This is a genomic window from Caulobacter sp. GW821-FHT12A07, assembly GCF_058807655.1.
The window spans coordinates 35,772-56,905 of the sequence record NZ_JBXAQX010000013.1 but is presented as its reverse complement, the minus strand read 5'-3'; the positions used below and the strand labels follow the sequence as shown (position 1 = coordinate 56,905).

The 21,134-nt window shown below is 68.3% G+C and carries 13 protein-coding genes; 2 read left to right on the top strand and 11 right to left on the bottom strand.

All coding sequences use genetic code 11. The features are described from left to right. The first annotated feature begins 316 nt into the window (after positions 1-316). Positions 317-991 carry a Crp/Fnr family transcriptional regulator gene (locus tag AC1RRS_RS21525; protein WP_492856939.1) on the top strand — a complete coding sequence of 225 codons (675 nt, stop codon included), beginning with the start codon at positions 317-319 and terminating at the stop codon, positions 989-991. 211 nt (positions 992-1,202) lie between these two features. Here AC1RRS_RS21525 and pyk read toward each other — a convergent pair whose 3' ends face one another. From pyk to zwf, 10 genes are all read right to left on the bottom strand, one after another. Then, the gene (gene pyk, locus AC1RRS_RS21520; protein ID WP_492856938.1) at positions 1,203-2,633 is read right to left on the bottom strand and encodes a pyruvate kinase; all 1,431 of its coding nucleotides are present in this window, start codon (positions 2,631-2,633) and stop codon (positions 1,203-1,205) included. A 28-nt stretch (positions 2,634-2,661) separates the two neighbouring features. After that, complete coding sequence (locus AC1RRS_RS21515) at positions 2,662-5,154, bottom strand: glycoside hydrolase family 3 protein (protein WP_492856937.1); 2,493 nt, start codon at positions 5,152-5,154, stop codon at positions 2,662-2,664. Positions 5,155-5,548: 394 nt separating this feature from the next. Beyond that, positions 5,549-7,057, bottom strand: a complete 1,509-nt coding sequence (locus tag AC1RRS_RS21510; protein WP_492856936.1) for a tryptophan halogenase family protein — start codon at positions 7,055-7,057, stop codon at positions 5,549-5,551. Between the two features lie 75 nt (positions 7,058-7,132). Continuing rightward, positions 7,133-10,099, bottom strand: a complete 2,967-nt coding sequence (locus tag AC1RRS_RS21505) for a TonB-dependent receptor (protein WP_492856935.1) — start codon at positions 10,097-10,099, stop codon at positions 7,133-7,135. A gap of 360 nt (positions 10,100-10,459) precedes the next feature. Continuing rightward, on the bottom strand, positions 10,460-13,387 hold the full coding sequence (locus AC1RRS_RS21500) for a TonB-dependent receptor plug domain-containing protein (protein WP_492856934.1): 2,928 nt from the start codon (positions 13,385-13,387) through the stop codon (positions 10,460-10,462). A 348-nt stretch (positions 13,388-13,735) separates the two neighbouring features. Beyond that, on the bottom strand, positions 13,736-14,758 hold the full coding sequence (locus AC1RRS_RS21495; RefSeq protein WP_492856933.1) for a LacI family DNA-binding transcriptional regulator: 1,023 nt from the start codon (positions 14,756-14,758) through the stop codon (positions 13,736-13,738). Between the two features lie 257 nt (positions 14,759-15,015). Next, positions 15,016-16,005, bottom strand: coding sequence for a glucokinase (gene glk, locus AC1RRS_RS21490; RefSeq protein ID WP_487290958.1), 990 nt, complete (start codon positions 16,003-16,005; stop codon positions 15,016-15,018). A gap of 16 nt (positions 16,006-16,021) precedes the next feature. Further along, the gene (gene edd, locus AC1RRS_RS21485) at positions 16,022-17,833 is read right to left on the bottom strand and encodes a phosphogluconate dehydratase (RefSeq protein ID WP_110119355.1); all 1,812 of its coding nucleotides are present in this window, start codon (positions 17,831-17,833) and stop codon (positions 16,022-16,024) included. Positions 17,834-17,837: 4 nt separating this feature from the next. Next, entirely contained in the window at positions 17,838-18,539 is a 702-nt protein-coding gene (gene pgl, locus AC1RRS_RS21480) for a 6-phosphogluconolactonase (protein ID WP_492856932.1), read from the bottom strand. Further along, a complete protein-coding gene (gene zwf / locus AC1RRS_RS21475; protein ID WP_487290955.1) occupies positions 18,539-20,005 on the bottom strand; it encodes a glucose-6-phosphate dehydrogenase in 1,467 nt (488 codons plus the stop codon). Before zwf ends, pgl begins: the two co-directional genes overlap by 1 nt. Before the next feature lie 199 nt (positions 20,006-20,204). Here zwf and AC1RRS_RS21470 point away from each other — a divergent pair, with 199 nt between their 5' ends. Continuing rightward, complete coding sequence (locus tag AC1RRS_RS21470; protein ID WP_492856931.1) at positions 20,205-20,717, top strand: GNAT family N-acetyltransferase; 513 nt, start codon at positions 20,205-20,207, stop codon at positions 20,715-20,717. 202 nt (positions 20,718-20,919) lie between these two features. Here the strand turns inward: AC1RRS_RS21470 and AC1RRS_RS21465 are convergent, their stop codons facing one another. Continuing rightward, positions 20,920-21,072 carry a hypothetical protein gene (locus tag AC1RRS_RS21465; RefSeq protein ID WP_158286210.1) on the bottom strand — a complete coding sequence of 51 codons (153 nt, stop codon included), beginning with the start codon at positions 21,070-21,072 and terminating at the stop codon, positions 20,920-20,922. Between the last annotated feature and the right edge of the window lie 62 nt (positions 21,073-21,134).

Below are 21,134 nucleotides of genomic sequence, written 5' to 3'. Positions count from 1 at the left end.
GGCCGCGCCGGCTTACGGCGCGGCCTTTTCGTTGCGTCACCCTTGGCGCGCCCCTTTGATTTCTTTGTAGTTTCGGCCTGGACCAACACACTCCGTCGGGAACCCGACATAAGCCATATAGTCGGAGCTATTGAAGGCCATACGGCCACAATATAGCCCCATCTCGATTTAGTTCCGACAGCGCCTGCATTGCGTCGGCTACCTGACAGCGCCGCACCCCAGTCCTGCCTATAGCTTGCAACCCTTGCCGCAAGCCGGCGTTCGATTCGCCATGACAGGGCCTCTACACCCCTTGAAGAACCGTCTGCTCGCTTCCTTGTCCCCCGAGGACTTCGGCTACATCGCCGCCCAGCTGTCCCATCAGGACCTGGAGAAGGGGAAGCTGCTGTACGATCCCGGCGATCAGATCGACACGGTCTACTTCCCGCACGACTGCGTCATCTCGCTGATGACGCTGATGGAGAATGGCGCGGCCATCGAATCCGCCACGGTCGGCCGCGAGGGCGGCCTCGGGCTGATGGCCGCCATCTCGCCGCGCCAGTCGCTGTCGCGCGCCATCGTCCAGGCGCCGGGCGGCGTGTCGCGGATCAGCGCCGCAGCCCTGCGCGAGGGCGTCGAGCGCAGCCCGCTGCTGCGCGACCTGATCGAGCGCCACAACGAGGCGCTGTTCGGCCACGCCATCCAGTCGGTGGCCTGCAACGCCCTGCACGCGGTGGAGGCTCGCTTCTGCCGCTGGCTGCTGGGCTTCCGCGACCGCATAGACGTCGACACCATAAGCCTGACCCAGGAGTTCCTGGCCGACATGCTGGGCGTCCAGCGCACCACGGTCACCGCCGTGGCCGGCGCCCTGCAGGCCAAGGGCCTGATCCGCTACCGCCGCGGCGTCGTCGACATCCTCGACCGCCCGGGCCTCGAGGCCATCGCCTGCGAATGCTACGGCGCGGTGCGGAAAGGCTACGAGCGCCTGCTGCCGGAACCGTTCGGCAGCTAGGCGCAGGCGCGACCATAGACCACCTCTCCCATAGGGAGAGGGAGGGGCCCATGCGCAGCATGGGAGGGTGAGGGGTTACACCGTCGGCGGTCCCATCCCCTGGAACTCCAGTCAAAAGAAAAGGGGCAAGCCGGCCTGCGGCTTACCCCCTCACCCTCCCACGCCTTCGGCGCGGGCCCCTCCCTCTCCCCATGGGAGAGGTTGGAAATTGCTACCGTTTGCGCACCGGGAACGGCGCGTGGGTCAGGCGCAGCAAATTGGCCGCCCCCGGAGCCCCGAAGGGCGTGCCGGCGACGATCAGGATGCGCTCGCCGGGCTTGGCCAGCCCCAGCTCCAGGGCCCGGGCGGCGGCGTCGGTGGTGACGACCTCCAGGCTGTCGGGCTGGGCGCTGACGCGCGGCTCGACACCCCAGACCAGGGCCATGCGGCGCACGGCCTCGATCTTCGGCGACAGGGCCAGCACCGGCTGCAACGGCCGCTCACGGGCCAGGCGTCGGGCCGTCGCGCCCGTGGTGGTGAAGGCCACTAGGCACTTGGTCGAGCCCGACTTGGCCGCGCCGGCGGCGGCGACCACCAGCACGTCGGCGTCCTCGTCGACATGCGGCTGCTCGGCCTGCATCAGCTCGGGCCAGCGCGGGTCGCGTTCGACGCGTTCGATGATGCGGTTCATCATCGCCACCGACTCTTCGGGATAGTCGCCGGCCGCGCTTTCGGCCGACAGCATCACCGCGTCCGCGCCCTCGTAGACGGCGTTGGCGACGTCCGAGGCCTCGGCCCGGGTCGGGGTCGGCGAGCTGGTCATCGACTCCAGCATCTGGGTGGCGACGATCACCGGGATGCCGCGCTCACGCGCCGCCCGCAGGATCTCCTTCTGCGCCACCGGCACCTCTTCCGGCGCCATTTCGACGCCGAGGTCGCCACGGGCCACCATCACGCCGTCGCAGAGGTCGAGGATCGGACCCAGGGTCTGCAGCGCCTGGGGCTTTTCGATCTTGGCCAGCACCGCGGCGCGGCCTTCGACGATGCGGCGCAGCTCGGCCATGTCTTCCGGGGCCTGCACGAACGACAGGGCGATCCAGTCGACGCCGAGGCGCAGAGCGAAGGCCAGGTCCTCGCGGTCCTTCGGCGTCAGGGGCGACATCGGGATGATGACGTCCGGCACGGCCACGCCCTTGCGCTCCGACAGCTTGCCGCCGTTGACGACCGTGGTGTTGGCGTAGCCGGGGCCGGCCTCGTTCACGGTCATCCGCAGCTTGCCGTCGTCGAGCAGCAGGGTCGCGCCCGGCTTCATCGCCGTCAGGATCTCGGGGTGGGGAAGATGAACCCGCGTCTCGTCGCCCGGGGTCGGGTCGGAATCGAACCGGAAGGCCTGGCCGGGCTTCAGCTGAACCGGACCGTCGGCGAACTTGCCGACGCGCAGCTTGGGCCCTTGCAGGTCGGCCAGGATGCCCAGCGGACGACCGACCTCCGCCTCCGCCGCGCGGATGGCGGCGTAGACGGCGGCGTGGGTCTCGTGGGCGCCGTGGCTGAAGTTCAGCCGGAACACGTCGGCGCCGGCCTTGGCCAGCTTGACGATCATTTCCGGTGAGGCCGAGGCCGGACCGATGGTGGCGACGATGCGGGAACGACGCGCGCGGATCATGCGGCCGCTCCTTTGTTATTTTTGGGGGTTATTTGGGACAGAAAGCGTCGCCCTCGTTGGACGCCAACTGGATTTCGGTGAGCGAAATCGTCAGCGGCCCCGAGGTGCTCAGGCCGAACGGAGAGGAAACGTGCGCCATTTGGGCGCCCGCCGCCTGGAAACAGGAAAGTTTGATCTTGGCTGTGCGCCATTCGCTGTTTTTCAAACCTGACAACGTTGACGTTACGTCTAGCCGTCCACCGCAGGATTCGCCACAACCGACAGTCAGATAAACCGGCGCCGTCGGCGCCTTGTCGACCCGCCAGCGCACCATCACCGCCATGTCGCCGGTCGTCTGGCGCGACAGGTCCACGGGCGGCCCCTGCACGGCCAGCAGGCCTTCGCCCTCCCCGGTCCAGGTCGCCTGGCGGCCGTTCTCCTGGGCGTCGGCGTCGATCGTCTTGACCGCCCCCGCGCCCGAAAAGCTCAGCATCCACGGCGCCGGAACGCGGCCGGCCACGAAATAGCGGTCAACGCTGGCGGCGGTTCCCAGCTCGCCGGCGTTCTCCGACAACTCACCCACCTTGGCCGGCTTGGCGTAGCTCAGGCCATAGCCATAGGCGAACTGCGGGTCGTAACCCGGCTGACCGCGGTTCAGCGGGCCCTGGTCGGCGCGCTTGGGCCAGCTGAACGACAGCTTGCCGGTGAAGTCGCGCTTGGACTTGCCGTCCTTGCCCGCCACCAGCACGTCGGCGACGCCGCCGCCTTCCGAGCCGGGCAGCCAGGCCGCCACGAAGGCGTCCGAAGCGTTGATCTCCGGGTTGGTCCACAGCGGACGGCCCGACAGGAACACCGCCACCACCGGGATCCCTTGCGCCTTCAGCTTCTTGAGCAGCTCCAAATCGGTCTTGCCGTTGGGCTGATAGGCCAGGTTGGCCACGTCGCCCTGGAACTCGGCATACGGGTCTTCGCCGAACACCACGATGGCCACGTCGGGCTTCTGGCCCGAGAACTTGCCGTCCTTGGCCAGGGTCGCCTTGCCGCCGGCCGCCTCGACCGCTTCCTTCAGCCCGCCCCAGATCGACTGGCCGTGCGGGAAGTCGGCGTTGGTGTTGCCCGTGCCCTGCCAGGTCAGGGTCCAGCCGCCCGAGGCCTTGCCGATGTCGTCGGCCGCGCCGGCGACCAGCACGTTCGCTCCTGATTTGATCGGCAGCACGCCGTCGTTCTTCAGCAGCACCAGCGACTTGGCCACAGCCTCTCGGGCGACCGCACGGTGATCGGCCGAGCCCAGGCGGTCGAACTTGCCCTGCACCTGCGGCGCGACGCGGTCGAACAGGCCGGCCTTGACCTTGACCCGCAGGATGCGGCGCACGGCGTCGTCCAGCCGCGCCATCGGAATCTCGCCCGACTTCACCTGCTTCAGCGTGTTCTCGTAGAGGCCCTTCCAGCTGTCGGGGGCCATGTACATGTCCAGACCCGCGTTCATCGCCTGCGGGCACGAGACGTTCGAGCAGCCCTGAAGCTGGCCGTGGGCGTTCCAGTCGCTGACCACGAAGCCCTCGAAGCCCAGCCGGCCCTTCAGCACGTCGGTGATCAGGGTCTTGTTGCCGGTGATCTTCTGGCCGTTCCAGCTGGAGAACGAGGCCATCACGGTCAGGATGCCGGCGTCGATGCTGGGCGGATAGCCCTGGGCGTGGACGGCCACCAGTTCCTGCTCGGAGATCAGGGCGTCGCCCTGGTCGCGGCCGTCATGGGTGCCGCCGTCGGCCAGGAAGTGCTTGGCGCTGCCGGCGATGCGGCCCGCCGCGATCGGCTTGCCGGCGACGAGCTTGCCTTGCAGGCCAAGCGTCATCGGCCCCGAATAGCTGGCGACGATCTCCGGATCCTCGCCATAGCCTTCGTAGGAGCGGCCCCAGCGGTCGTCGCGCGGCACGGCCACCGTAGGACCGAAGGTCCAGTCGCCGCCGGCCACGGCCACCTCTTCGGCGGTCGCCTGGCCGATGCGCTCGATCAGGGCCGGGTCGCGCATCGCGCCCAGGCCCACATTGTGCGGGAAGATCGTCGCGCCAACGATGTTGTTGTGGCCGTGCACGGCGTCGATGCCGAACAGCAGCGGGATCGGCGTGCGGCCCGGACGCTTGGCCAGGGCCTCCTTGCGGTAGGCGTCGATCAGGTCGGTCCAGGCCTTGGGCGTGGCGCGGTCGTTGCCGTCCGGCGCCGAGTTGCCGCCGGCCAAGATCGAGCCCAGCGGATAGGTCGCCAGGTCCGCCGGGGTCATCGAGGCGATGTCGCCCTGGATCGTCTGGCCGACCTTCTCCTCGACGCTCATCTTCTTCATCAGGTCGGTGATGAAGGCTTCGGTCTTGGCGTCGGTGATGCTGGCCGGGCTCTTGGCCGTCGGCCAGGCCTCGGGGTGGGCGGTCGTCTGCGGAGTCGCTTCAATCAGGGAGGGGGCGATCAGGGGCTGGGCCAGCACGGGCAAGGCCAGACCGGCGGCGAGAGCCGGCAGCGAGGCGCGAAGAAGCAGGCGACGAAGGTTCATGGCGGGGCCCCTGGATCGAGAGACTGGAAAGCGGAAAAGAACGGCGCGGCGGATCCGCCGCGCCGCAGTGGGAGCAACCCCTTGCAGGAGGGGTCTCCAGAGGTCCGCCCGACGACCGGGGGGGACCGCCGGCCGTCGGGCGTCATCCCCACCGACGCAGGGCGTCGGCGCTGGAGCGGGATGAAGACGATGCACTCAGGAGGGCCGGGCGCGGTTTCGCGCCGCACGGCCCCAACGGTTTCCTTCCCTTGTTTCTTTTCGATCCGCAGCGCCGAGGGCCTGTCGAGGCGCTCGGCGATAGCGGTCACATTCGTCAGACACCATGAATTGACAGCGCTGTCCATCCTCTTTTGGCATCCGCGGAAGCCTCGCTCCAGGATCGCCTTTCCGCAGTTCAAGCCGCCGGCCGGGCCCGCGCGGCGATGGCGTCGAGCACCGCGTCATGGGTCGCCGCCTCGGCCACGCCCTGCGCCACCCTGCCCCGCCAACCGGCCAGTCCGGCCCGCGTTTCGGCAAGGTTGGAGAAGTTCACCAGCGGGTCGTAAGCCGCCGGCCGCACGCCCATTCCCTCCAGCACGTAGAACCACGACAGGTCGGTGAAGAGCTCGCCTGGCCGGAACGGGATGCGGCCCGTGCCGCGATAAAGCTCCAGTCGCTCGGCGAGCGTGTCGGGGATCGCCGCCGTCCGTTCGCGCCAGAACGGCTCGTCCCGCCGGGTCGGCTGGTAGTGCAGCACGATGAAGTCGCGCGCGGCCTCGTACTCGGCGATCAGCCCATTGTTGTAGGCGGCGATGTTGGCCGGGTCGAAATCCTTGTCAGGGAAGTGGTCGAGCAGCTTCATCAGGCCGCTGGTCACGAAGTGGATGCTGGTCGACTCCAGCGGCTCCAGGAAGCCCGAGGCCAGGCCCAGGGCCACGACATTGCGGTTCCAGAACGCCTTGCGCCGCCCGCCCGTGAACCGCAGGAAGCGCGGCTCCGACAGCAGCGGCCCCGCCTCGCGAGTGAGATCGGCCAGGGCCTCGTCGTCGCCGACATGGGCGCTGGAATAGACATAGCCGTTGCCGGTGCGGTGGCGCAGCGGGATCCGCCAGCGCCAGCCGGCCGGCCGCGCGGCGGCCTGGGTGAAGGGCGGCGGGTTCGGGTCCCGCGCCGTCAGGCCCGCCACCGCCCGGTCGCAGGGCAGCCAGCGGCTCCAGTCCTCGTAGCCGGTCTTCAGCGCCTCCTCGATCAGCACGCCGCGAAAGCCGCTGCAGTCGATGAAGAGGTCGGCCGCCAGATGGCCGCCGCCCTTCAGGGCCAGGGCCTCGACGAAGCCGTCGCCCCGCAGCACCGCGCCCTCGACCTTGCGCTCCAGCCGCGTGACGCCGCGTCGCTCCGACCAGGTGCGCAGGAAGCGCGCCACCAGGCCGGCGTCGAAATGCAGGGCGTAGCGCAGGCCGCCGCTCGGCCCCACGCCCCCGGCCCGGGGATCGGCGAAGGCCATCCTGCCGGCGTCGCCCAGGGCGGCCGACAGGTTGTAGGCCTCGACGCGGGGATCATCGCCCGCCGCCCTCAGCCTGTGCCACATGTTGTGGAAGGGCCGCCGGTCGATCGTGGGGCCGAAGGTCCCGAACGGATGCCAGTAACGCTCGCCGGGCGTGGTCCAGTCGTCGAAGCGAATGCCCAGCTTGAAGGTGCCCTCGGTGGCGACCATGAACTCGGCCTGGTCGATCTCCAGCAGCCGCAGGAAATCAACGATCGGCGGGATGGTGGCTTCGCCCACGCCGACGGTCGGAATGTCGGCGCTCTCGACCAGGGTGATCGAGGTTCCCGTGCCGCGCAGCACCTGGGCCAGCACCGCCGCGGCCATCCAGCCCGCCGTGCCGCCACCCAGAATGGCGATGGAGCCGATCGCGCGATCCATTGCGCCCTCCCCGCTTGCTTTCAGGAATAAAAGAACGCCGGCGGCGGCTTGCAGCCCGCCGCCGGCGCAGGGTGGTCAGAGACCCAGCTTGAACCGCGCGCCCAGCACGATCCGGCGGTCGCCGGTGGCGTAGCGGAACGGCAGGTTCTCCCACTGCAGGTAGCGGCCGGTGGGCTCCTCGGTCAGGTTGATGCCCTCCAGCACGATCTTGATCGCCGGGGTCACCGCATAGCCGACCTGGGCGTCGAGCTGGCCATAGGCCCGCTCCCACGTGCCCAGGCTGTGGCGGTCGGTTCCCGAACCGAACGAGAAGTCGCCCTGGTAGCTCTTGTCGCGCCAGGCGTAGGACACCCGGGCCTCGAAGCCGTGGCCTTCGTAGTAGCCCTGCAGGTTGAAGGCGTGCTTGGCGACGCCCGGGATCGGCAGGTTGCTGTCGTAGTCGTTCGACTTCGAGGTCTCGGAGTCGGAGTAGGTGTAGTTGGCGTTGAAGCCGAACCCGTTGTCGAAGGCGTACTGGGCGGCCAGTTCGACGCCCTTGATGCTGCCGCCGTCGCCGTTCACCGGGGCGGTGTAGACGCCCAGGGTCGCCCCTTCGACCGAACCGTCGGCCACGGTGCGCGGCACGGTGTCGGTCTGGATGAACGAGTCGACGCTCTTGTAGAAGAACGCCCCCGAGATGATGCCGCTGGCGCCGATGTAGCGCTCATAGGCGATGTCGAACTGCGAGGCGCGGTACGGGTCGAGGTCCGGGTTGCCGCCGCTGCCGTTGGTGTAGAGGAAGCGGTTGAGGTTCGGACCCGGGGTCGAGCTGCGGGTGAAGTTGAAGGCCGAGCCCTGGCCCAGCTGGAACAGGTCCTGGCGGGACACGACGCGGGCCGCCGAGACGCGCACCTTGTCGCTGTCGTTGATGTCGAACACCGCGCTCGCGCTGGGCAGGACGTCGGTATATTCGCGCGTCGTCTTGATGGCGTCCGGATTGGCGATGACGCCGTTCCAGCTGTCGGTGCCCCAGTACCAAGGCGAGGTCGGGGTGCCGCTGGAGTCGATGGTCAGCTCGGTGCGGACCACGCGGACGCCGGCGTTGACGTGATAGCTGTCTTCACGTCCGCCCAGATCGACCATGCCGTAGCCGGTCGTCGTGCGCTCCTTGATCCGGAAAGACTGGATCGGGTCGGCGAACTTCTTGAACGGCGTCGAGGGATAGAGGGCCGACAGCCAGGCCGTCGGGTTGCTCATCTGGCTGCGGTTCTGGAACAGCGCGGTGATGCCGCCCACGGTCAGGGTCTCGAACCGGCCGGGCGTGGTGGCCGCGGTCTGGTAGGGCGTGATCAGGGCCGGCGAAGCGCCGAAGCGGCCGTCGTCGGTGGCCGTCTGGCCGCAGTTCGGACGTCCCGCCGTGCCGGCCGGCAGGCCGCACGACTTGAAGCCGATGGCCCCGTCCTGGAAGTAGCCGTACGGGGTCCAGTCGCCCAGGCCCAGGGCGTGGGCGTTCAGCTCGCCCTTGCCCGAATAGTCGGCCAGCAGCTGCCAGAACTCGGAGTCGATCTTGCGCTCGGCGTAGCGCACGCCGGCGCTCAGCACGAGGCTGCCGGTCTCGCCGAATTCGGGGCGGTACTTCAGGTCGCCGCGGATCGAGGTGTTGTCGATCTGGGTGTCTTCGCCGAACACCCAGTGCGACTTGGCGAACACGCTCGACGGCGTGGTGAACTGCGCCGCATTGGCCGGGGTGAACTTCGGATTGTCGCCGTTGGCGTAGCTGTAGGTGAAGGTCGCCGGCGCGGTGGCGTTGGGCACCAGGCCCGCCGCCGTGCCGTTGCGCACGGTGTACTGGGTGTAGCGCACGTCGGCGTTGGCGCTGGAGCTCTGGTAGTCGGCGGTCGAATAGGCCCCGCGCACGCTGCCGGTCAGCCGCCCGCCGTTGTCCCAATTCAGAGCGACCTGGAAGTTGTCGGTCTTGGCCTCGGCGTTCTGGAAGTACGAGGTGCCTTCGGCCGAGTTGGCGGTCACCGTGCCCGACTGCAGCACGCCGTTGCCGTCGACGCTGGCGCCGGCCGCGTAGGTGGCGTTCTCGTTGGCGAACGGGAACTTGATCGAGGATTCGCTGGTCTTGATCTTCAGGTCCGAGTGGAACCAATCGCCGGTCAGTTGGAGGGCGTCGGTCACCGCGAAGTCGAGGTTCAGCGAGGCGCCCAGGCGCTTGCGGTCCAGGTCGCGATAGGTGGCGTAGCGGTATTCCGGCGACCACACGTCGAGGGTCGCGCCGCCGGCCACCGGCCGGTCGTTATAGGCCCAGCCGCCGCGGTTCTCGCCACCCAGCACGTCGGTGTGGGTCTCGGTCTTGTCGTACGAGATCGTGCCCAGCACGGCGAAGCGGTCGCTGAACTTGTAGCCCAGCACCAGCGAGCCGGTCGGGTTCCAGTCGGTCTCGCCGGCCTTGTTGCCGCGCAGGTCGCCGGCGATGGTGATGTCGTCGCGCAGGGACCGGGCGTTGCGGGTCTTCAGGTTGATGATGCCGCCGAGACCGCCTTCCAGCAGCGAGGCGTCGGGCGACTTGTAGACATCGACCCCGCCGATCAGCTCGGACGGAATGCCTTCCAGCGAGTTGGTCTGGGTGATCTTGCCTTCACCGAGACGGAACAGCTCCAGGCCCGAGACGAAGATGTCGTTGTTGAGCACCGTGACGTTCTGGTCGAGGCCGCGGATGCGGACCTTGGTGCCCTGGCCGTTCTCGCGGTCGATCTGCACGCCGGGCAGGCGCTGCAGCGACTCGGCGATGTTCTGGTCGGGGAACTTGCCCATGTCCTCGGCGGTGACCGACTCGATGATCAGGTTCGAGTTCTTCTTGGCGTTCAGCGCGCTCTGCAGCGAGGCGCGGAAGCCGGTGACGATCACAGCCTCAACTTCTGATGGTTCTTGCGCCGCGGCCGGAGCCGCCGCGTCGGTGGCCGCGGTTTGGGCCAAGGCCTGGCCCGCACTCAGCAGAACGACCGTGGAGGCCGCCGCCATCAGCGCGGCCCTGGTCGCGTAAGTCTTCGAAATCATGAGCATTCCCCTAGATTGCGGCCGCAGAGAGCCGATCTCCGCCGACAGCGTCGACGCAGTGAGTTCGCCAAGTTTTCGGGATGCCTTGCGCATCCTCCCTTGATTTCCGGCCCTTCTGGGGAGCCGGCGACTGCAACCTATGAGTAATGCGACAGCGCTGTCAATGGACAACGCTGTCAACCGCGTAACAAAATTCGCTTTCCGTAATTGTACGACTTATCCGCTAAACGGCCCAGCCCTTGCACCACAAGGTGGCGCGACGCTCGCCCTGCCCTGAAAAAAGAAACGCCCCGGCGCACGAGGCGCCGGGGCGTCCACCGTCACGGACAGACAAGCGTCCGCGACGGGCTGGCGACCGGGCTAGAAATCGGCCGACAGGGCGATGAACACGTGGCGACCCAGCGAGTCGTACATGCCCGGATAGGTGTTGGCGTTGCCGTACGGCGCGCTCGAGACGCCGTAGCCGGAGCTGTCGAGGACGGGCGGGTCCTTGTCGAACAGGTTGTTGACCCCCACCCGCACGGTGTTGCCCTTCACCTTGAAGCTCGTGGTGAGGTCGAAGTAGTTGTAGGCCTCGATCTTGGCGTCGAGGGCGTCATAGAACCCGTCGCCGCCCGTCAGGAACGGATCCGACGTGTTCATGTCGAGCTTGGAGCCGCCGATGTAGCGCCAGGCCAGCGACAGCTCGACGTCCTTCCACGGGGTTTCCCAAGTGGTGCGGAAGTTGTGGCGCCAGGCCGGTTGCGGCAGGCCGCAGGTCGGGCCGTACAGCCCCTTGCAGTCATAGCTGCCCAGGCCCGGCAGCGGCTCGGTGCGGTACTTGTCGCGATAGCCGCCGGTCAGCTCGAACTTCAGCCCGCCCCACTCGCGGCCGCCCATCGCCGGCAGCTCGACCGAGTAGTTGGCGTTGATGTCGACGCCGCTGGTCCACAGATAGCCGGTGTTGAGGTTGGTGCTGACGATGTAGCCGTCGGTGCCGATCAGCGAGCCGCTGCTGGAGCGGTGGATCAACTTGCAGAAGTAGTCCGCGCCGGTGGTCAGGCACTGGCTGAGGATCACGGTCGGCGAGATGCCGCCGATCACGTCGGTGACCTTGATGTCGTACCAGTCGAGCGACAGGCTGAAGCGCGGCAGGAAGGCTGGGGTCAGCACCACGCCGATCGACTTGGTGTCGGCCTTCTCGGGCTTCAGCTCCTCGTTGCCGCCATAGAGTTCGTTGCACTGGCTGGACGGGCATTCGCTGATCACGCCGGTGCCGTACTGGGCGGCGGTGACGCCGGTCGCCTGACACTGGGTCAGGGTCGCCGTCGGGCTGGTGCCGGCGCAAGGATCCGAACCGCCGAACAGGCCGATGCCCTGCGGGGTGTAGAGCTCGAGGATGTTCGGCGCGCGGACGGCGCGGTTGTAGCTGGCGCGCACCCGCACCTGGTCGTCGGGGCTCCAGGTCAGACCGAACTTGTAGCTCTGGGTCTCGCCGGCGGTGCTGTAGTTGGACCAGCGGTAGCCGGTCTCGAAGTCCAGCGCCTTGACGAAGGGCTTGTCCGACAGCAGCGGCGCGCGCAGTTCGCCGAACACTTCGCCGACGTTGAAGGCGCCCTTGACCGGCACGGTGCCGGCTTCCTGGGCCACCTCGTCGGCGGTGTAGTTCAGGGTCTGGCGGCGATACTCGGCGCCGAGCGCCACGCCCACGCCCTGGCTCGCCCAGGGGCTCTTCACGCCGTACTCCGTCAGGTCGCCGCTCAGCGAGCCGCTGGCGATCGACTCGGTGGTCGAGCCGCCGGTGGTGCTGACCGCGCCGATATAGGCCAGGGCCGCGTCGCTGACGTTGCCGACCGTGAAGATGTCCAGCGGCACGCACGACGGATCGGTGCCGTCGACGACCGACTTGCAGGTCGCCACGCCGTTGACGTTGACCACCTGCAGGGCGTTGTTGATCCGCGCCGTCGAGTATTCGCCGACCGTGCGCTGGGCGAACTCGGCCCGGCTGTACTGGATGTAGTTGTCGTACGACCAGGCGTCGTTGAGATCGCCGCGAACGCCCAGCGTGCCGCGATAGCTGCGGTGCTTCAGGGTGTACTGACGCGGCCCGCCGGCGGTCAGGCGGTAGCCCAGGTCGCTCATGGTGACGCTGTCGGTCGAGGTGGTCGACCCGCAGAGGATGCCCTTCTGCTGGGCCGACATCAGCGGGTTGTCGCAGTTGATCGTGTACTCGGTGCCGCGCCACAGGCCGGCCGGCGCGATCTGGGCGGTCGTCTTGTCCTCGACGAAGGTGGTGTCGAGATAGACGTCGGCCTTGGGATTGACCTCGTAATGCGCGAACTCGCCCAGGGTGTAGCGCTTGTCCGAGCGCTGCAGGTAGTTGTACGGGCCGAAGTTGAAGGCGTCGGCCGAGGTGTAGGCCCGGAACGTGCCGCTGCTGGTGGTCGTGTAGCGCGTGCCGCCGATGTTGAAGAAGCCGGTGGCGGCGTTGGACGAGCCGACGCAGGCCGGGCTCGTGCCGGCGTTCGAGATCGAGCAGGCCGAATAGTCGCGGCTGTCCTGGGTCACCGCCGACGACTGCCGATAGCCGCCGAACACCGTCAGATTGCCCTTGTCGTCGGGCGTGTTGAAGCCGGCGGCGATGTTGTAGTCGTAGACGAAGCCGTCGTTCACCCACTCGTCGGGCTTGGTGTAGCCGCTGGAATCGAGCAGCGCGCGCTCGGCGGAATCGTTGTTGTGGTGGTTGTTGAAGCTGACCGAGGCGTTCAGCTTCACGCCCTCCAGGTCGTGCTTCATGATGAAGTTGACGACCCCGGCCACGGCGTCCGAGCCGTAGACCGCCGAGGCCCCGCCGGTCACCACGTCGACGCGCTCGACCAGCGCCGCGGGAACCGTGTTGAGGTCGGCGACCGGGAAGGTCGGGTCGCCGGGCACCAGGCGCCGGCCGTCCATCAGCACCAGGGTGCGTGCCGCCCCCAGGCCGCGCAGATCGACCGAGGCCGTGCCCGTCGCGCCGTTCGACGTCGCCGAGGTGTAGCCCGAGGTCACCTGCGGCAGGCTGTTGAGCATCGTCTCGACGTTGGTGACGCCCTGCTTGGCGATCTCGTCCTTGCCGATGCTGGTCAGGGGGCTGATCGAGGTCAGGTTCGGCTGGCGGATCCGCGAGCCGGTGACGACGATCTGCTCGACCTCGGCAGGTTCGTCGGGACTGCCTGAGGTGGTGGTTTGGGCGGCGGCCGTCAGCGCTATGGCGCTTGCACTGGCCAGGATTCCGAGGCCCAGAACGCCTCGTCGATAGCGCAGCTTCATTTAGTTCCCCATTGCTGTAACGCCCGCTCCCGGGGCGCCTGGGGAAATGGTGGAACGGCGGAATATCGGATTCAATAAACGGTATACGATGAACATCGATTTCAGCGAACATTGTCCGCGCGGCCACACCTTTGGCGCCCGAAATCTAGTCAGCTAGAGAGATGGAAACGCGTGATCCTGGAAAGATCAGACACGGTAATCGGAAAAGTAGCGCCCCGATATTTTTGCGCAATGTTGCGCTGGCCACCACCATGCTCTCTATTGGTCTTGGAAGGTCGAATCCGACCCAGGCGCGATTCGAGCGCGATACGAGAAATCTCTGTAGAGCGCGCGCCTGGCGGTTGAGCCTCAGCCCGCCGCCGGGCCGGTCGACTCCCGGACCACCAGCTCGAAGTCGAGCAGGCGCGAGGGCGGCGGAGCCCCCTCCTCGCCCTTCAAGTCGCCGCTGAGCAGCAGGTCAGCGGCGGCCGCCGCCATGGCCTGGATCGGCTGGCGCACGGTGGTCAGCTGCGGCCAGACGACCTTGGCGCCGGGCGTGTCGTCGAAGCCGGCCACCGACAGGGTCTCGGGCACGTTCAGGCGCAGGCGGTTGGCCACGGCCATCACCCCCAGGGCCATGTCGTCGTTGGAGGCGAAGATCGCCGTCGGCCGGTCGTCGCCCGCCAGCAGGGTCTCGGCCGCCTCGAAGCCCGAGCGGAACGAGAAGTAGCCCTGGGCCACGCGGTCCTCGCGCACCGTCAGGCCATGGTCGGCCATGGCCTTGGCGTAGCCGTCATAGCGCAGGTGGGCCGCGCCGTGGTCGGGGTGGCCCTTGATGAAGGCGATGTCCTTGTGGCCCAGCTTGATCAAGTGGGCGGTCATGTCATAGGCGGCCGCCACGTCGTCCATGCGCACATAGGCCGAGCGATCGAGATCCTTGTCGGGCGACAGGCGGACATACGGCACGCCCTCGGCGTCCAGAACCGCCAGCACCCGGGCGTTGTCGCAGACCGGCGGCGTCAGGATCACCCCGTCCATGCGCAGGGTGGCCAGCATCGGCTCCACCTGCTCCTCGATGTCGCCCGTGGAATCGAGCGGCTCGACGATCAGGTGATAGCCTTCCGTCCGACACCGCCCGATCGCCCCCAGCTGCACGTCGGTGACGTAGGCGGGGCTGGGGTTGTCGAAGAACACGCCGATCAGATAGGCCTTGGAGCCCGCCAGGCTCCGGGCCGAGATGTTGGGCCGATAGTTCAGCGAGGCCACGGCCTCCTGCACCCGATCACGGGTGTCGGCCTTGACGTTGGGCTCGCGGTTGAGCACCCGCGACACGGTCTTGATCGATACGCCCGACAGGCGGGCGACGTCGTGGATCGTAACCTTGGCGTTCAAGTAAGGGCCTCGCGCGGCGTGATTCAGCCTTCAAGCGAGACAACAGGCCATGACAACCTTGTCAAGGCGACCCCTTTTTGGACGGGGCTGCTGAAAACGGCGGTTCGGGGCGCTCGCCAAGAGACCGCCCCTACCCCGAAAGTTCCCCGCGAAGGCGGGGATCCAAGCCGAGTCCGCGGGTCGCCCCGCGGCCCCGCCACATCCTGAAAGCCAGCTTGGGCCCCCGCCTGCGCGGGGGTGCTCGGAGAGAAGAAACCCTACGAAATCGAAGCCTGGCCGTCCGGCGTCATCGCCACGGCCGCCCCGATCAGGGCGGTATGGGGATGCAGGATCACGTGGGTTGGGATGGCCTTCACGTAGTCCGACAGACGGCCCTTGGCCTCGAAGCGTTCGCGGAAGGCGCTGGCTTCCAGCAGGTCGACGATCCGGGGGGCGATGCCGCCGGCGATGAACACCCCGCCCCGCGCGCCGAGCGCCAGGGCGAGATCCCCGGCCGTCGAGCCGAGGATGGCGCAGAACCGCTCGACCGTGGTCTTGCAGCATTCGCGGCCGGCCACGGCGCCTTCGGTGATGGCCTTGGCGGCCAGGTCCTCGACCGGGCGGCCCTCGATCTGGGCCAGCAGGACGTGCAGGTCCTCCATGCCCTGGCCGGCCAGGATCCGCTCGACCGACACGCGGCCGTACTTGGCCTGCAGGCCGCGCAGGATCTCGATCTCGATGTCGTCGACCGGGGCGAACGAGATGTGGCCGCCCTCGGTGGTCAGCGGGGTGTCGCAGCCGTGGCGGCGCACCATGCCGGCGGCGCCGAAACCGGTGCCCGGGCCGATGATCGCCAGATCGCCTTCGCCCGAGGTCGGCAGCGGGCCGATCTGGCGCAGGTCCTTGGGCGACAGGCGCGGCGCGGCCAGGGCCTGGGCCGTGAAGTCGTTGATCAGCCGGGCGTTACGGAAGCCGCCCGTGCGGCGCAGGCTGTCCTCCGACAGGCGCCAGTCGATGTTGGTGAAGTGAACGGCGCCATGCTCGATCGGACCCGCCACCGCGACCACGGCCTGGTCGGGATGCTTGACCCCCACCTTGGCCAGATAGTCCTCGATGGCGTCCTCGGCCGTTTCGTAGTCCTCGCCCTTGTAGGCGGTGGGCTCGATCAGGCGGGGATCGGGGCCGTCGAAGTCGACCAGGGCGAAGCGGGCGTTGGTGCCGCCGATGTCCCCGACCAGGCCGAGCCCGTGTGCGTTGGCGCCGTTCATGGGTTTCCCGTTCCCTTTAAGCAAACAGCACGGACGCGCCGGCGTCGGCGGCGCCGACCCCGTGTCGCATCCAGCTGAAAAGTTCGCGCCCGAAGCCCGGCTTGGACGCCGGGACTGGTGCAGGCGTGCGGGCGAGGAGTTCGGCCTCGTCCACATGGATGAAGAGCTCGCCGGTGTCGGCGTTCATGGTGATCACGTCGCCGTCCTGCACATAGGCCAGAGGCCCGCCCTTGGCGGCTTCCGGCGTCACGTGGATGGCGGCCGGCGTCTTGCCCGAGGCTCCCGACATGCGGCCGTCGGTGACCAGGGCCACCTTGAAGCCGCGGTCCAGCAACACCGAGATCGACGGCGACAGGTTGTGCAGCTCGGGCATGCCGTTGGCCGACGGGCCCTGGAAGCGCACCACGACGACGACGTCGCGCTCCAGCTCGCCGCGCTTGAAGGCGGCGATGAAGTCTTCCTGCTCCTGGAACACGGCGGCGGGCGCGGTGATCACGTGGTGCTCGGGCTTCACGGCCGAGATCTTGATCACGCCGCGACCGAGGTTCCCGGCCAGCAGCTTGAGGCCGCCTTCCTTGCTGAAGGGGTTGTCGACCGGGCGCAGGATGGCCTCGTCGAGCGAGGTCTCCGGGCCTTCGCGCCACTTCAGCTCGTCGCCGTCCAGGTAGGGCTCCTGGTGATAGTTCGACAGGCCGGGACCGGCGATGGTCAGCACGTCCTCGTGGGCCATGCCGGCCTTCAGCAGTTCGCGCACCACGAAGGCCATGCCGCCGGCGGCCTGGAAGTGGTTCACGTCGGCCGAGCCGTTCGGATAGACCTTGGCCAGCAGCGGCACGGCCTTGGAGATGTCGTCCAGGTCTTCCAGGGTCAGGATGATCCCGGCCGCCCGGGCCATGGCCACGATGTGCAGGGCCAGGTTCGTCGAGCCGCCGGTGGCCATGAGGCCGACCACGCCGTTGACCACGGCCTTCTCGTCGATCACCCGGCCGACCGGGATCCAGTCGTTGCCCTTGTGGGTGACGGCGGCGACGCGACGGGCCGATTCCTTGACCAGGGCGCTGCGCAGCGGGGTGTTGGGATGCACGAAGGCCGAGCCCGGCAGGTGCAGGCCCATCAGCTCCATGAGCATCTGGTTGGTGTTGGCCGTGCCGTAGAAGGTGCAGGTGCCCGGGCCGTGATAGCTGGCGCTCTCGGCGGCCAGCAGCTCGTCGCGGCCGACCTTGCCCTCGGCGTAGAGGGCGCGGATGCGGGCCTTTTCCGAGTTGGGCAGGCCCGAGGTCATCGGGCCGGCCGGCACGAACACCGCCGGCAGGTGGCTGAAGGCCAGGGCGCCGATCACCAGGCCCGGCACGATCTTGTCGCAGACGCCCAGATACATGGCCGCGTCGAAGGCGTCGTGGGTCAGGGCGACGGCCGTGGCCATGGCGATGACGTCGCGCGAGAACAGCGACAGCTCCATGCCCGGACGGCCTTGGGTGACGCCGTCGCACATGGCCGGCACGCCGCCGGCGAACTGGGCCGTGGCGCCGACCTCGCGGGCGGCCTCCTTGATCAGCGCCGGATACTCTTCCAGCGGCTGGTGGGCCGACAGCATGTCGTTATAGGCCGAGACGATGCCCAGGTTTGGCGCGTTCGGATCCAGCGCCCGCACCTTGTCGGCGGCCGGCGAGGCGGCGAAGGCGTGGGCCCAGTTGGCGCAGGACAGCTTGGCGCGGCCCGGCTGGGCCAGGGCGGCGGCCTCCATCTGGGCGATGTAGGCCTCGCGGGTCGGGCGGCTGCGCTCGACGATCCGCTGGGTGATCTCGGCGATGACGGGATTGAGGGCCATCTGACTACTCCGCCCAGAGGATGCGGACCGGCACGCGGTCCTGATCGAGAATCTTGGCCACCGGCAGGCTCGGATCGACCGAGCCTTCCAGCAGTTCGCGCTTGGCCTGGCCGGTGACCAGCAGGACGATCAGCGACGTCTGAATCAACGCCTTGAAGGTCAAGCTGATCCGCGGAAGGTCGGGGGCCGGCTCACCTTTCGGCACGGCCAGCACCAGGCGCTCGTTATCGAGGTCCAGGCCTTCTTCCAGCACCGGGTTGCCCGGGAACAGCGAGGCGAAGTGGCCATCGCCCCCCACGCCCAGCAGGGTCACGCCGAACGGCAGGGCTTCGGCCACGCCAGCCTCCGCCGCGTCGGCCGCGGCCTGCGGCGAGGCCGGGTCGGCATAGAGCGGCGCGAAGCTCGCCTTGGCGGCCTCGCCCTGCAACAGCGAGCGGCGCACGAGGCCCTCGTTGCTGCTCGGGTCCGACGGCGGCACGAAGCGCTCGTCGGTCAGGGTCACGGTCACCTTGTCCCAGGGCAGGGTCAGGGTGGCCAGGCGCTGATAGACCGGCTCGGGCGTGGAGCCGCCGGTGGCGGCGAACCCGGCCTTGCCGTGGGTCGCCACCGTGGTGGTCAGGGCGTTGGCCAGCGTCGAGGCCGCGGCGTCGTACAAGGCCTCGCGGGTCGGGAAGACTTCGATCTTGGGCATGTTGCGCGTACCCATCACGACTTCCAGGCGCGGCCCTGCGGCGCGATCAGCGACGCGGCGCTGGCCGGACCCCAGGTGCCGGCGGCGTAGGGCGCCGGCTCGATATTGGCTTCGGCCCAGGCCTTGGCCACGCCGTCGACGAAGCGCCACGCGGCCTCGACCTCGTCGCGGCGCACGAACAGGGTGCGGTCGCCGCGGAAGGCGTCCAGCAGCAGCTTCTCATAGGCGATCCGGCGGCGGCTGCCAGGTGCGGCCATGTTCAGCGACAGCGGCAGCGACTGCAGGCGCATGCCCTCTTCCGACAGACCCGGACGCTTGGTCATCACCGACAGCGAGATGTCTTCTTCCGGCTGCAAGTCGATGACCAGGCGGTTGGCCTGCATCTCGCCCTGGGTCACGGCGCCGAAGATGTTGTGCGGCACAGGCTTGAACTGCACGACGATCTGGGTGCGGCGGTCGGGCAGGTTCTTGCCGGTGCGCAGGAAGAACGGAACGCCCGCCCAGCGCCAGTTGTCGATGCCGACCTTCATGGCCACGAAGGTCTCGGTCTTGGAGCCCTTGCCCACCTCTTCGAGATAGCCGGCCCGGGCCGTGCCCTCGACCACACCGGCCACGTATTGGCCGCGGACGGTGTCGTGCGCCACGTTGTCCTTGGTGAAGGGCCGCAGGGACCGCAGCACCTTGACCTTCTCGTCGCGGACGGCATCGGGGTCGAAGCCCGACGGGGCCTCCATGGCCACCAGGCACAGCAGCTGTAGAAGGTGGTTCTGCAGCATGTCGCGCAGGGCGCCGTACTCGTCGTAATAGGGCCAGCGGTCGCCGACCTTCTCGGTCTCGGCGATCGTGATCTGGACGTGGTCGATCGACTTGTTGTCCCACAGCGGCTCGAACAGCACGTTGGCGAACCGCAGGGCCGTCAGGTTCTGGACCGTCTCCTTGCCCAGATAGTGGTCGATGCGGAAGATCTGGCTCTCATCGACCACGGCGCCGACCGCGGCGTTGGTGATCTTCGAGCTTTCGAGATCGCGACCGATCGGCTTTTCCAGGATCAGACGCGTCGTGGGGCCGGTCAGGCCCGCGCTCTGCAGCGCCTGGCAGGCGGACGGATAGAGGCTGGGCGAAACGGCGAAGAAGATCACCAGCGAGTCGTGCGGGCCGATCTTGTCGGCCAGGGCCTTGGCCCCCTCCTCCTTGGTGATGTCGACCGGAAGGTAGTCGAGGCGGGCGGCCAGGCGCTCCCAGGCGGCCTCTTCCACGTTGGCGCGCTTGCCCAGGTGCTCGCGCACCAGCTCGCGGTAGCCAGCGCCGGTGAGGTCGCCGCGCGCCACGCCGAAGATGCGCAGGTCATGCGGCAGCAGCCGGTCGACTTCCAGGAAATACAGCGATGGCAGGAGCATGCGCAGGGCCAGGTCGCCGGCGCCGCCCAGCAGCACCAAAACCTCGCGGCCCGTTTCGCCGTCTTCGGTCTTTTTCTTGGTCACTTTTCGTCCACCCTATGACAACGTTGTCATGACACGCCCGTGCGCGCTTGGCAAGCACGCGGTCGTCCCGGCCCCTTGGGCGACCCTGGCGCGCGCCCTACCTAGGCGGTTTGTCGGCCGGTCGCCATAAGACCAATCGCTTTTCGAAAACGCGCGAGGGCGCTTGTCCGCCCAGCCTTTTTCGAGGCATCACCTGCCCATGAGCACGACCCTGCGCCGCGCCGTCGCCGAAGACGCGCAAACCCTGTCCGCCCTGGGGGCGCGCACCTTCACCGAGACCTTCGCGCACCTCTATCCGCCGCAGGACCTGGAGACCTTCCTGGCCTACGCCTACGGCCTCGAGCGCACGCGGCGCGACCTCGCCGATCCCGACAAGGCCAGCTGGATCCTGGAGAAGGACGGGACGGCGATCGGCTACGCCCTGGCCGGCCCCTGCGACCTGCCACACCCGGACGTCCAGGCCGACCACGGCGAGCTGAAGCGAATCTACGTGCTGAAGGACCACCAGGGCGGCGGTAACGGCTCACGCCTGCTGAACACGGTCCTGGACTGGCTGGAAAAGGACGGCCCGCGCCCCCTGTGGATCGGCGTCTGGTCCGAGAACTTCGGCGCCCAGCGCCTCTACGGCCGCCTGGGCTTCGCCAAGGTCGGCGAGTACTTCTTCCCGGTGGGCCAGGTGCAGGATCTGGAGTTCATCCTGCGGCGGGGGTGATCCCCTGCTTCCCCTTCCCCTAAGCTCGTCATCCCGGCCGCACGCCCGCGAAGGCGGTCGGAAGAGCCGGGACCCAGGGGACTGGGCGCAGCAGTCAGATCGAGCGCCTCACGCAGAGGCCGCCACTGTGCGTCGCCCCCTGGGTCCCGGGTCTGCGGTCCGCTTCGCGGCCCTCCGCCCGGGATGACGATTTTTCGGTGTCCTAGTGCCCCGGACGCGGCTCGAACGAGCGCTTCTCGTCCTTCAGGTCCACGCATTCCTTGGCCGGCTTCTGGCCGTGCTGGGCCTTGGGCTCGGACTTGGGGATGCAGTAGTTGGTCATCGGGTTCTGGTGTTGGAACGGCTTCGTCATCATGGCCTCGCCTCCTCCCGCCTCAAATCTCATCCTGCGCGCCTTGGCGGCGCTTGTCGTTGATC